This is a genomic window from Pseudomonas sp. NyZ201, from assembly GCF_049860765.1.
Lineage (GTDB): Bacteria > Pseudomonadota > Gammaproteobacteria > Pseudomonadales > Pseudomonadaceae > Aquipseudomonas > Aquipseudomonas bharatica.
This window is the reverse complement of sequence record NZ_CP187557.1, coordinates 3868762-3881176: the sequence shown is the minus strand read 5'-3', so window position 1 is coordinate 3881176 and position 12415 is coordinate 3868762. Positions and strand designations below refer to the sequence as shown.

The window sequence follows — 12415 nt, the reverse complement described above, 5'->3', positions numbered from 1 at the left end:
TTAACTCCCGCGAATCTGGGCAGGGCTGCCCGCAGGTTTGCAGCCCTCGTCAGCGACCGCCCAGGGCCTGAACACCAGCAGGCTTGCCAAGGCCGCGAGGCAGACGCTGGCGACGCCGTACAAGAGCACCCAACTGAAGCCTTGATCCAGAGCGGCCTGGAAACTTGCGTCGGATACGTTGCGCTTGCCGGCGGCTATCCCTTGGGCCGCCGCCTGCAGGGCCGCCTCATCGAGCGAGCCGGGCAGGCTACTGCGCAGCCTGCTGGCAACGCCTTGCACCAGGAGCCAGCCCATCACCGCAATATTGATGGCCAGCGAGATCATCCTCGCACTCATGTCCATGCCCGAGGCCATGCCGGCGCGCTCAGCAGGGACGGAGGCCGTGCTGGTGTTGGTCACCGGCGTGTTGATCAGCCCCAGTCCGGTGCCGGCCAGCACGCAGCCGGCGGTCATGCCGGGTACCAGCAGTTCAGCGGCGCCGATCGACAGGCACATCAGCAACAAGCCCGCGCCGATCGCCAGCAGGCCTGCCGGAATCAATACGCCCGGCTGCAGCCTGAGTGCCAGCCGCTCGCCCACTGGCGGTGCAAGCAGTGTCGGCAGGGTATAGGCCAGGAGCAGGATGCCTGCTTCGCTACTGTCCAGCCCCATCCCCGCCTGGACATAGATCGGCAGGTAGATCATCAACGGCCAGAAACTGAAGTTCATTCCTGCCGAAGCCAGCAAGGCCGCGGAAAAACCACGAATGCGGAACACCGAGAAATCCATCATCGGATGTGGCACAAGCCTTTGCGATACGACGAAAGCAACGAACGCCATCCCGGTCAGGAGGCTGGTCGCGCTGACCATTACGCGCGACATCCCGGGTCCTTCGATGATCACGTAGGTGAGGCCGAACACCGCCGATGCCAGTAACAGGATGCCCAGGCCGTCGAGCTTGCCGTTTGCCGGGTCCTTCGACGCTTGCACCCCGGTGCTGGCCAGGATGCAGGTGAGCAGGGCGAGTGGGGCGTGCACCAGGAATACCCATTTCCAATCGGCCAGCTCAAGGATGAACGTACCGATCAGCGGGCCCAGCCCGAGGCCTGCGCCGAACACGATTCCCCAGAATCCGAACGCCTTGCTGCGTTCATCGGCCTGGGTGAACTGCCGGGACAGGATCGAAACCTGGCAGACCAGCATGGCACCTCCAGCTGCGCCTTGCAGCGCGCGGGCGATGATCAGCAGCGTGGCGTCCTGCGCCAGGCCGCAGGCCAGCGAGGCCAGGCCGAACAGGGCGACGCTGGCAAGAAACAGGGCCTTGCGCCCGTAACGGTCCACCAGCGTGCCCACGGCCATCAGCACCGTAGTGCAGGCCAGGGTGTAGGCATTCATGATCCATTGCAGATCGCTGAATCCTGTATCGAGCAGGGTTTCGAGCGTGGGCAGTATCACCGGGACGCTGGAGATCTCCAGGCCGAACATCATCGCCGCGAGGCAGACGGCGGCCAGTGCCTTTGTCGAGTCCTTCATGTTGCACCTTTTCCTTGAGTACGAATCAGGGCAGGGATGATCGGAGTTGCAAGGAATCATGGAAATCGGCACGCAGGCCAAGTATCGTCAACTTCATGCCAAACCACTCTGTTGACCCGACCTCCTTTGACTCGCGCCTGGTCGTATTGGCCTACGACCAGTTGTGCACCTTCGAATTCGGCACCGCCATCGAAGCTTTCGGGCGTGATGACCTGTTGCTGGGAAAACCGCTCTATGACCTGCGTATCGCTGCCGTCGAGCCGGGGCCATTGCGGGCCTTCGGCGGTTTCCAGATCAACGTGGAAGGCGGCCTGGAACTGCTGGAGCAGGCGGGAACCATCGTCATTCCCGGCTGGCGCGACCTTGCCGCAGAGGTCGACAGCGATTTGCTCGATGCCCTGAGGGCGGCCAGCCGGCGGGGCTGCCGTATCGTTACCATTTGTGCCGGCACCTTTGTCCTGGCCGCCACCGGCTTGCTGGCCGGCAAGCGTGCGACCACCCATTGGTTCCATCACGAGGAACTGGCCAGAGCTTATCCGCAGGTCCGGGTCGAGGCATCGGTGCTGTACGTGGACGAGGGCGATATCCTGACCTCGGCAGGCTGCGCCTCCGGGCTGGACACCTGCCTGCACCTGATCCGCCGCGATTTCGGCCCGGAAGCGGCCAATCGAGCGGCGCGGCGCATGGTCACGCCGCCCCATCGCCTGGGTTGCCAGGCGCAGTACATCGAGCAGCCGGTCACCGTGCGCCCCGGCAGCAGCCTTGCGCCGTTACTCGATCGCCTGCGGGCCAATCCGGATAGCGAGATCGATATCGAGTACCTGGCGCGCACGGCGCATATGAGCCGGCGCACGTTCCTGCGGCGTTTCCATGATGCCACCGGCACCACCCCGGCCAACTGGTTGCTGGGCGTGCGTCTGGAGCGGGCCAAGGACCTTCTGGAGACGAGCGGGTTGTCGATTCCGTTGATTGCCGAGCGTTGCGGGTTCGGCACCGCAGCGACGATGCGACATCATTTTCGCAAGTACCTGGAGAGCAGCCCGAGTTGTTATCGCAAGCAGTTCGGGCGCGTGGAGCGCATGTCCTGAGCTTCGCTCGCAGGCGGTGCTCCTTCATCTGCTTGAACCAAAAACCCCCGCAAAGCCTCCATCAGATGGCAGACTCTCCCGACCATCACCTGTGCAGAGATTTTCCATGCTTCGTGTGTTCGAACGACGCCTCGACCCATTCCCGCCCGACGAACTCCCGCCGCCCCCGGTCGGCCTGCTGCGTTTCCTCTGGGCCTGCACCCGTGGCGCCCGTGGCTACGTGCTGGTGTTCGCGCTGCTGAGCGCTGCCGTGTCGATCTACGAAGCCTGGCTGTTTTCCTTCCTTGGCCAGGTGGTCGACCTGCTGGCCGCGTGGCAGGCCGGCGGCGCCGTGAGCGAGCAGGAGCGCCGGGTGTTGTGGGGCATCGGCCTGGTGCTGGTGACCAGCATCGGCCTGGTGGCGCTGCGCACCATGGTCCAGCACCAGGTACTGGCGATCAACCTGCCGCTGCGCCTGCGCTGGGACTTCCACCGCCTGATGCTGCGCCAGAGCCTGTCGTTCTTCTCCGACGAGTTTTCCGGGCGGGTTACCACCAAGGTGATGCAGACCGCCCTGGCGGTGCGCGAGGTGCTGTTCACCCTGATCGAGATTCTTCCCGGCATCGGTGTGTACTTCATCGCGATCATCGCCCTGGCCGGTGGTTTCGCCCTCAAGCTGATGCTGCCGTTCATGGCCTGGATCGTCCTGTTCGGCCTGGCCATGCTGTATTTCGTGCCGCGCCTGGGCAAGGTCGGCCAGGAGCAGGCCCATGCCCGTTCGTCCATGACCGGGCGGGTATCGGATGCCTACACCAACATCACGACCGTGAAGCTGTTCTCCCATTCCAAACGCGAGGCGCATTTCGCCCGTGCGGCAATGGAAGACTTCAAGGAAACCGGCTTCCGCCAGATGCGCCTGGTCAGCCAGTTCGAGATCGTCAACCAGGCGCTGGTGGTGGGCCTGATCATCGCTGCCGGCGGTTACTCGCTGTGGCTCTGGCACCAGGGTGATGTCGGCACCGGCGCGGTGGCGGCGATCACGGCCATGGCCCTGCGCATCAACGGCATGTCGCACTGGATCATGTGGCAGATGACTTCGCTGTTCGAGAACATCGGCACCGTGCAGGACGGCATGCAGACCCTGACCCAGGGCCCCAAGGTGGTGGACGCGCCGGACGCCGGGCAACTGGTGACGTCCGGCGGCGCGGTGAGCTTCGATAACGTCAGCTTCAACTACAACGGCGAGCGCCAGGTGCTCGATGGCCTGAGCCTGGATATCCGCGCGGGCGAGAAGATCGGCCTGGTGGGGCGCTCCGGCGCCGGCAAGTCGACCCTGATCAACCTGCTGCTGCGCTTCTACGACGTCGACAGCGGCACCATCCGCATCGACGGCCAGGACATCGCCAAGGTCACCCAGGACAGCCTGCGCAGCGCCATCGGCATGGTCACCCAGGACACCTCGCTGCTGCATCGTTCGATCCGCGACAACATCGCCTATGGCCGCCCCGAGGCGAGCGAGGCGCAGGTCCGCGCCGCCGCCAAAAATGCCCAGGCCGACGCGTTCATCATGCAGTTGAGCGACCGCCAGGGGCATAGCGGCTACGACACCCTGGTCGGCGAGCGTGGCATCAAGCTCTCCGGCGGCCAGCGCCAGCGCATCGCCATCGCCCGGGTGATGCTGAAGAACGCGCCGATCCTGCTGCTCGACGAAGCCACCAGCGCCCTCGACTCGGAAGTGGAGGTGGCGATCCAGGAAAGCCTCGACGAGATGATGCAGGGCAAGACCGTCATCGCCATCGCCCACCGGTTGTCCACCATCGCCGCCATGGACCGGTTGATCGTCATGGACAACGGCCAGATCATCGAACAGGGCACCCACGCCGAACTGCTGGCGAGGAATGGCACCTACGCACGGCTCTGGCAGCACCAGAGCGGTGGCTTTCTCGGCGAGGACCAGGGCGTGGCCGAGGCGCAGGAATGATCACAGGTTCAAAAGGAGGAGCAATGAAACTGATTGCCGCACAGATCGCCTCGGTTGCCGGAGCGGTGGAGCACAACCTCGACAAGCATGTCGATGTGATCGAGATCGCTGCCAGCCTGGGAGCCGATGGCATCGTCTTCCCGGAGCTGTCGTTGACCGGCTATCAACCGCGGCTGGCCGACGTACTGGCGATGCCGGTGGAAGACGAGCGGCTGGAGGTGTTCCAGTGGCTGAGCGATCGCTTCGGCCTGCTGATCGCCGTTGGCGCGCCGATCCGCAAGGCCGGCGGCAACCGCATCGGCATGCTGGTGTTCCAGCCGGAACTGCCGCGCAGCCTGTACTGCAAGCAGCGCCTGCACCCGGACGAATACCCGTTCTTCCTGCCGGGCAGCGGGCAGAGCCTGTTCAGCCGCGGCGAGGTGCTGCTGGCACCGGCCATCTGCTACGAATCGCTGCAGGCGGAGCATGCGCAACAGGCAGCGCAGGCCGGGGCGCAGGTGTATTTCGCCAGTGTCGCCAAGTCGCAGCGCGGTGTGGAAACAGGCTACGGGCACTATCCCATGGTTGCCCGTGAACACGGCATGACCGTCCTGATGGCCAACTGCGTGGGACAGGCCGACGACTATGTCGCCGCCGGGCAGTCGGCGGTGTGGAATGCCGACGGGACGCTGGTGGCGGCGGCCGATGTGACCGGCGAAGCGCTGGTGGTGTACGACCTGGGGACCGGGGAGGGCGAAGTGGTGGCGCTGGCCTGAACAGGAAACCATGGGCAGGACGGCGCGGCATCGGTGCATTCACCTGGCTGTTCGGCTATCGTCAGCCGTTCCGATCCCCCGCCTGGACCTGCCCCGATGCGTATTGTCATTCCCGACGACTACCAGAACGCGATCCGCAGCCTCGATTGCTTCGCCCTGCTTGCCGGGCATGAGGTGACCCTCCATCACGACGTCCAGCCCGCCTCTCTCGACGAGCTGGTCGCCCGCTTCATCGATGCCGATGCGCTGGTGCTTACCCGCGAACGCACCCGGATCGACGCGGCCCTGCTCGCGCGCCTGCCCAGGCTCAGGTTGATCAGCCAGACGGGCAAGGTGTCCGCGCACCTCGATCTGGCGGCGTGCACGGCGCATGGCGTGGTCGTCACCGAAGGTCGCGGCTCGCCGGTGGCGCCGGCGGAACTGGCCTGGTCGTTGATCCTCGCTGCGCGGCGGCAACTGGTGCCGGCGATCGACGCCTTCAGGCAGGGGCGCTGGCAGGTCAACCTCGGCCAGGCCGTGGCCGGGCAGACCCTGGGTATCTGGGGCTACGGCAAGATCGGCCAGCGCCTGGCGCGCTACGCCCGGGCGTTCGATATGCCGGTACTGGTGTGGGGCAGTGCGGCCAGTCGCGAGGCTGCCGAAGCCGATGGACACCGGGCTGCGCCATCGCGGGAGGCGTTCTTCGCTGAGGCGGATATCCTCAGCCTCAACCTGCGGCTGTCCGACAGCACTCGCCATGGCGTCACCCTCGAAGACCTTGGCCGGATGAAGCCCGACGCCTTGCTGGTGAACGTCAGTCGCGCCGAGCTGATCGCGCCGGGAGCGCTGTTGCAGGCCCTGGATGCCGGGCGGCCGGGATTCGCCGCAGTGGACGTCTACGAGCAGGAACCGCTCCTCGATCCACGCCATCCCTTGCTCACTCATCCCCGGGTACTGGCGACCCCGCACCTGGGATACGTGGAGAAACAGGGCTACGAGCTGTATTTCGGCGATGCGTTCGAGAATGTCGTGGCGTTTTTCGATGGCGCACCAAAGAACGTGGCAAATCCGGCAGCCCTGTGAGCGCGGGGCCCGTTACCGACCAGGCCTACGCTGCGCCCGCTCACGGCAGGCGCTGCCGAACGCCTTGAAGATCGCCAGGTAATCCGCATTGGCCGTCACTTGCCACTCCGGATGCCATTGCACCCCGAGTGCGAAGCTGCGGCTACCCGTCACCGAAAGCCCTTCTACCAGGCCGTCCTCGGCCACGGCCTCGATGCGCAGCCCTGGGCCGACTTCGGCGATGCCCTGTCCATGGACGGAGTTGACCTCGAGCCTTCCGGCCAGCCCCAGCCGTTCGAGCACACCGCCCGGCCGTATGGTCAGGGCGTGGGTGCGCGAGTACTGCGCTTCGAGGGGTTCATTGTCCGGTGGCTCATGTTCGGCGCCCGAACCGGCCAATTGCTGGTGCAAGGTGCCGCCAAAGGCGACGTTCAGCTCCTGGAACCCGCGACAGATGCCCAAGGCTGGCAGGCCGGCTTCGACAGCGGCCCGCCACAGCGGAAGCGCCAGACCGTCGCGGGCGCGATCGTGTGGGGTTCGCGGTGGGCTCGGCGGCCCGTCGTAGTGGTGCGGCTCGATGTTGGACGGCGAGCCGGTGAAGAGCACGCCATCCAGGCTCTCGATGATGTCCGGCAATTGCACTAGGTCGGGGAACACCGGCAGGACCATCGGCAGCCCGCCGGCTGCGGTGGCCACGGCCTGGCCGTACTTGTCGTCGAGGATCTGCACCGCGTGCGGACCGATCTTCCACGAGCTTGCAATGATGCCGATAAGGGCAGGGCCGGACATGCAATACATCCTTTTGAACCGGGATATATCGAATGACTGAAGTACGGTCGCGCTTGTTCAATTCTTTTGATTGGCAAGGTTGGTCAATCAACAGGCATGTAAAACCGGCGAAAGACCATTCGTCGAGCGGACTGCGATTAAAAAAGAAACTTGCCTGATAACCCCTATCGAACGTTACGCAGGGTTCGCTCAGACCCTCCACATCAGGTGCTTGCCCGTCTTCGGACGGGCTTTTTTCATAGGCTCCGTACCAAAAGCCTTATCGAACGATAATGGCCTGGTTCAGGTCGATGGACGGTACCGGTACGACGCCGCGACGCACTTCCAGCCATTCGCGCATCTTCGTCGAATCGAAGATCTGGCCCTCGTTCATCATCAGCAGTACCAATGACTGGGACATCCGGTAACACCCGCATTGCGGGCAACTGCGTTGTTCCCACCCCGGCGAACATTCGATGGATTCGGCAAGACCTGCGCAGATCAGACAACTCATGGAACCCCCTTTCGCTTTTATTGGGTGGGGAAGATGAATGCGTAATTGTGTTCCTGGATATCGCTGAACGTTAGCATGAGAATTTCATGCCAGATTCATAATGCTCTGGCTCGCAACTTCGCTGATCGTTCCATTGCGATCATGGCCGAGTATCGGATGTTGAAGTCCGGACGGGGTGGTCCGCTTCAGGGCGGTTCCGTATGATGCCCTGCCATCATCGACGACAAGGACATGTTCATGACTGCAACCGCTGCCAGCCCCGCCATTCGCCTGGAACGCGCCATTCCCATCCTGCGCATGTTCGACGAAGCCAAGGCCCGGGAGTTCTACCTGGACTTCCTGGGCTTCAACGTGGAATTCGAACACCGTTATGAAGCCGATCTGCCGTTGTACCTGGGGATTCGCCGCGATGGTCTGCAGCTGCACCTGTCCGAACACCATGGCGATGCCAGCCCGGGGGCGACGCTGTTCGTGCCGGTGGAGAACATCGAGCAACTGCGCGACGAACTATTGGCCAAATGCTACGGCTATGCGCGTCCGGATATCACCGAACAGGGCTGGGGCAGGGTGCTCGAAGTGCATGACCCGTTCGGCAACCGGATCAGGTTCTGCGAGGGCTGAGCCGCCTCGCGCTTAGCCTCGATCCAGGGCGAGCAGATCTCTGATCCAGGTGATCTGCTGTACCAATGCCCGGCTTTTCTCTTCGGCTACTGCCTGGCGGGCCTGGCCCAATCCCGCCAGGGTCTTCTCCTTCAAGTGCAACAGGCGCCGCCATTTGGCGAGAAACGCCTCGCTGCGCTCGCGCATCAGCAACGGGCCGAAATACAGCTCCTCGGCGCTGTAGCTCGCTGGCCCGTCGGGCAGGGCGACGATGATTTCGTAGTCGAAACGATTTTCCCGCAGTACTTCTTCCGCCACGATCCGGTAGCCGTGCTCCATCAGCCATGAACGCAGCGGTTGTCCGCCGCCGTTGGGCTGCAGCACCAGTCGCTCGTGGCCGCCGAGCCGGGCCTGGTCCGCCTCGAGAATGTCGCGGATGGTCTCGCCGCCCATGCCGCACAGGGTGATCACATCGATAGCGTCATCCGCCTCGATCGCTTGCAGGCCACTGGCCAGGCGCACGCTGATCGACCCTTCCAGACCGTTCTCGCGCACGTTGCGCCGGGCGGCATGGAAGGGCGTCAGCGCCACGTCGCCGGCCACCGCCGCGGCCAACTGGCCACGGCGCATCAAGGCTACCGGCAGGTAAGCATGGTCCGAACCGATGTCGGCCAGGCGCGAACCGCCTGGTATATGGGCAGCCACGCGCTCCAGGCGCAGGGAAAGTGTCTGTTCGTTCAAGCAGGAGGCCTTGTCAGCAGTACGCAGGACGGATTGGCCGGCGATTCTGGCGGGCATTGCCGGGCATTACAAATCCTGATGAACGTGAAGCGGCATCAGTGACGATGCCGCTTCGCTCATTGCTGGCGCCAGATCAGCTCACTGACGTCATAGCCCTGTTCGCGGGCGATGCCCAGCAGCTTGTCACGAGTGGCGCTGTCGATCTGCGGCGAGCGCGACAGCAGCCACAGGTATTCACGGTTCGGGTGGCCGACCAGGGCCACCTTGTAGTCCGTGTCGTGATAGAGCACCCAATACTCGCCCTTGGTCATGTCCGGCGCGATGCGGCTGAACCAGTTATCGAAACGCACCCAGAGCTTGTCGGTCTTGCCCGGTACCTGGGCTTCGGCAACACCGCGGGCTTCATTCCACTCTCCGTTCTTTTCCTTGCAGCGATTGGTCACGTCGATCTTGCCGTCGTCGCGCAGGGTGTAGTGCGCCTCCGACTGCACGCAGTTGCGCTGGAAGAACATCGGTAGGCGCGCCTGCTCGTACCAGACGCCCTGGTAACGCTGCAGGTCCACTTGCACGGTGGCCGGGGGCGGGCTGCCACGATCGGTACTGGAACAGCCGGCCAGCGCCAGCATCAGGCAGGAGAACAGCAGGGGTTTGCGCAGGGTCATGTCGGGCTCCGCTGGTTTGCGAGGTCTGTTGAAGCTTGGAGAAGCGCTGGCTGAAAAAGTTGTACAAACTTTTCGCGAAAAAATTGTACAAAGAAATATACTTGTACAACATTTGTGCGTTTGAGGGTCGGTCGATGACAGCAGGTGACGCTATCCGCAGGTTGTCCCGTACTGCGCTGTGCCTGGCGCTGGTGCTGGCACAGCCGGCCCTGGCGGACTGGCGCCCGGCCTTGCAGGATGGCCGGCTGGTCGGTAGCGGCGACTTCACCTGGTTCGGCCTGCGCTTGTACAGCGCCCGTACGTTCAGCCCGGTCACGCCATTGGCGTGGTCGCAGCCGTTCGTTCTGGAGCTGACCTACCACCGCAGCCTGTCGCGCGACACCCTGGTGGAGGCCAGCCTCGACGAGATGCGCCGCCTCGGTGGGCCGGACCTGTCCGAGGCCACCCTGGCCCGTTGGGCCGCGTTGATGCGTGAAGCGTTCGTCGATGTACGACCCGGCACACGCATCGCAGGCCTGTACCAGCCCGGAAAGGGCGGCAGTTTCTACGTCGATGGCCAGTTGCGCCGGCAGTTCGACGATGCCGCGTTCGCCCGTGGATTCTTCGCCATCTGGCTGGACCCGCGTGCCCGTGATCCCCAACTGCGCCAGCGCCTGTCCGGCCTGTCCGCAAACGATCGAGGAGAGTGACGATGCGTATCCTGCTGGCTGTACTGGGCTGCCTGCTGCTCGCGGCGTGCGGCAATGTCGAGGTCGACCATTATGCCAAGGAGCAACCCAGGCTCGACCTGGCGGCTTATTTTTCCCGGCCGGTGGAAGCCTGGGGCATTTTCCAGAAGCGCTCGGGCGAGGTGGTCAAGCGCTTTCATGTGCGCGTCGACAGTCGCCGGGAGGGTGAAAAACTGATTCTCGACGAGCGTTTCGTCTACAGCGATGGCACCCGCCAGCAACGCACCTGGACCCTGGTGCCGGACGGGCCCGGACGCTGGCGTGGCACCGCCGGCGACGTGGTCGGCGAGGCCGTCGGCGAAATTGCCGGCAACGCGCTGCATTGGCGCTACCGCCTTGACCTGCCGGTCGATGGACGCAACTGGGTGATGGACATGGACGACTGGATGTACCTGATGAACGAAGACACGCTGGTCAATCGCACCCGCATGAGCAAGCTGGGGGTCGAGGTCGGGCAGATTTCCCTGTTCTTCCGCCGCCTGCCACAGGGCGCGCCATGAGCGGGCTGCAGGCCCCGCGGCTGGGTTTGCTGCTTGGCGACCAGTTGTCGTTCGATCTCGATCTGCTGCGCGCCCTCGACCCTGCCCGCGATGTGCTGCTGATGGCCGAGGTCCGCGACGAGGCGCGCTATGTCCCGCACCACCCGCGCAAGATCATCCTGGTCTTCAGTGCCATGCGCCATTTTGCCGAAGCACTGCGCGAGCAGGGCTGGCGCGTGGAGTACGTCAAGCTGGACGCGCGCGGCAACAGCGGCAGCATCGTCGGCGAGCTGCGCCGCTGGTGCAGGAAACTCGGTGCCGAGCAGGTGCATGTCACCGAATGCGGCGAGTGGCGGCTGGAGCAGGCGATGCGCGAGTCCGGCCTGCCGCTGGCCTGGCATCGCGACCGCCGCTTTCTTTGTTCCCGCGAGGCTTTCGCACGCTGGGCACAAGGCCGCAAGCAACTGCGCATGGAGCACTTCTACCACGGCATGCGCAAGCGCAATCGCCTGTTGCTGGAGCCCGATGGCAGCCCGGCGGGAGGTTCGTGGAACTACGACAAGGACAACCGCAAGCCACTGCCGGGCAAGGTCCATGGCCCGTTCGCTCTGGAGTTCAGGCCGGACGCGATCACCCGCGAGGTAGTGGAGCTGGTGCGCGAGCGCTTCGCCGATCACTACGGTAATGCCGAAGGCTTCGACTACCCGGTGACCCACGCCGAGGCCCAGGCGTTGTGGCAGCACTTTCTCGACTTCGGCCTGGGTGCCTTTGGCGATTACCAGGACGCCATGGCCGAGGGCGAGCCGTACCTGTTCCATGCACGGATCAGCGCCGCGCTGAACATCGGCTTGCTGAACGTTCGGCAGCTGTGCGAGGACGTGGAGACGGCCTGGCGGCGCGGTGCCGTGCCGCTGAATGCCGCCGAAGGCTTCATCCGCCAGTTGATTGGCTGGCGCGAATACGTGCGTGGCATCTACTGGCTGCGCATGCCCGAGTACGCCGGGCTCAACGCCTTCGGCAACCACCGCGCCCTGCCGGCGTTCTACTGGAACGGCCAGACCCGCATGCGCTGCATGGCCCAAGCCATCGGCCAGACCCTGGAACTGGGCTATGCCCACCATATCCAGCGGCTGATGGTCACCGGCAATTTCGCCCTGCTCGCCGGGATCGAGCCGGAGCAGATCTGCCAGTGGTACCTGGCGGTGTACATGGATGCCTACGACTGGGTCGAACTGCCCAACACCCTGGGCATGGTGATGCACGCCGATGGCGGATACCTCGGTTCCAAGCCGTACTGCGCCAGCGGTGCCTATATCCGGCGCATGTCCGATCATTGCGGGCACTGCGAGTACCGTGTCGATCATGCGGTAGAAGAGGATGGTTGTCCGTTCAATGCCCTCTACTGGCATTTCCTGATGCGCCACCGCCAGCAACTGGGCAAGAACCCGCGCATGGTCATGCTCTATCGCAATCTCGAGCGGATGAAGGAAGCCCGGCGCGAAGCGCTGTGGCACAGGGGCGAGGCGTTGCTGGCGCGGCTGGATGCCGGCGATCCCTTATGATCCAG

The 12415-nt window shown here is 64.3% G+C and carries 13 protein-coding genes; 8 read left to right on the top strand and 5 right to left on the bottom strand.

Going from position 1 to position 12415, the window contains the following annotated elements:
- Window positions 1-1512 carry an MFS transporter gene (locus ACPFMA_RS17205; protein ID WP_425928294.1) on the bottom strand — a complete coding sequence of 504 codons (1512 nt, stop codon included), beginning with the start codon at window positions 1510-1512 and terminating at the stop codon, window positions 1-3.
- Between the two features lie 95 nt (window positions 1513-1607).
- On the opposite strand from ACPFMA_RS17205, the gene ftrA reads away from it, so the two are divergent.
- The 4 genes from ftrA (at window position 1608) to ACPFMA_RS17185 (ending at window position 6377) form a co-directional block, all read left to right on the top strand.
- Entirely contained in the window at window positions 1608-2600 is a 993-nt protein-coding gene (gene ftrA, locus ACPFMA_RS17200; RefSeq protein WP_425928293.1) for a transcriptional regulator FtrA, read from the top strand.
- A gap of 106 nt (window positions 2601-2706) precedes the next feature.
- A complete protein-coding gene (locus tag ACPFMA_RS17195) occupies window positions 2707-4560 on the top strand; it encodes an ABC transporter ATP-binding protein (RefSeq protein ID WP_009406471.1) in 1854 nt (617 codons plus the stop codon).
- Window positions 4561-4583: 23 nt separating this feature from the next.
- Window positions 4584-5315, top strand: coding sequence for a carbon-nitrogen hydrolase family protein (locus tag ACPFMA_RS17190; RefSeq protein WP_420059194.1), 732 nt, complete (start codon window positions 4584-4586; stop codon window positions 5313-5315).
- A 96-nt stretch (window positions 5316-5411) separates the two neighbouring features.
- Window positions 5412-6377: a D-2-hydroxyacid dehydrogenase family protein gene (locus tag ACPFMA_RS17185; protein WP_009406475.1), complete on the top strand. Its 966-nt coding sequence runs from the start codon at window positions 5412-5414 to the stop codon at window positions 6375-6377.
- A gap of 12 nt (window positions 6378-6389) precedes the next feature.
- Here the strand turns inward: ACPFMA_RS17185 and ACPFMA_RS17180 are convergent, their stop codons facing one another.
- Both ACPFMA_RS17180 and ACPFMA_RS17175 read right to left on the bottom strand, forming a co-directional pair.
- The gene (locus ACPFMA_RS17180) at window positions 6390-7145 is read right to left on the bottom strand and encodes a gamma-glutamyl-gamma-aminobutyrate hydrolase family protein (RefSeq protein WP_425928292.1); all 756 of its coding nucleotides are present in this window, start codon (window positions 7143-7145) and stop codon (window positions 6390-6392) included.
- A 259-nt stretch (window positions 7146-7404) separates the two neighbouring features.
- Window positions 7405-7545, bottom strand: coding sequence for a hypothetical protein (locus ACPFMA_RS17175; protein WP_009406479.1), 141 nt, complete (start codon window positions 7543-7545; stop codon window positions 7405-7407).
- Between the two features lie 330 nt (window positions 7546-7875).
- On the opposite strand from ACPFMA_RS17175, the gene ACPFMA_RS17170 reads away from it, so the two are divergent.
- Entirely contained in the window at window positions 7876-8259 is a 384-nt protein-coding gene (locus ACPFMA_RS17170) for a glyoxalase superfamily protein (RefSeq protein ID WP_167654051.1), read from the top strand.
- A gap of 12 nt (window positions 8260-8271) precedes the next feature.
- Here ACPFMA_RS17170 and ACPFMA_RS17165 read toward each other — a convergent pair whose 3' ends face one another.
- Both ACPFMA_RS17165 and ACPFMA_RS17160 read right to left on the bottom strand, forming a co-directional pair.
- On the bottom strand, window positions 8272-8979 hold the full coding sequence (locus ACPFMA_RS17165; RefSeq protein ID WP_420059196.1) for a tRNA (adenine(22)-N(1))-methyltransferase: 708 nt from the start codon (window positions 8977-8979) through the stop codon (window positions 8272-8274).
- 116 nt (window positions 8980-9095) lie between these two features.
- Entirely contained in the window at window positions 9096-9641 is a 546-nt protein-coding gene (locus ACPFMA_RS17160; protein ID WP_009406485.1) for a lipocalin family protein, read from the bottom strand.
- Window positions 9642-9775: 134 nt separating this feature from the next.
- Here ACPFMA_RS17160 and ACPFMA_RS17155 point away from each other — a divergent pair, with 134 nt between their 5' ends.
- Genes ACPFMA_RS17155 through ACPFMA_RS17145 form a run of 3 tightly spaced genes read left to right on the top strand, consistent with a single transcriptional unit; the run spans window position 9776 to window position 12410 of the window.
- Window positions 9776-10330 carry a chalcone isomerase family protein gene (locus ACPFMA_RS17155; RefSeq protein WP_064304029.1) on the top strand — a complete coding sequence of 185 codons (555 nt, stop codon included), beginning with the start codon at window positions 9776-9778 and terminating at the stop codon, window positions 10328-10330.
- A gap of 2 nt (window positions 10331-10332) precedes the next feature.
- Entirely contained in the window at window positions 10333-10869 is a 537-nt protein-coding gene (locus tag ACPFMA_RS17150) for a DUF3833 domain-containing protein (protein WP_425928291.1), read from the top strand.
- The gene (locus ACPFMA_RS17145) at window positions 10866-12410 is read left to right on the top strand and encodes a cryptochrome/photolyase family protein (RefSeq protein ID WP_425928290.1); all 1545 of its coding nucleotides are present in this window, start codon (window positions 10866-10868) and stop codon (window positions 12408-12410) included. Before ACPFMA_RS17150 ends, ACPFMA_RS17145 begins: the two co-directional genes overlap by 4 nt.
- Window positions 12411-12415 lie beyond the last annotated feature (5 nt).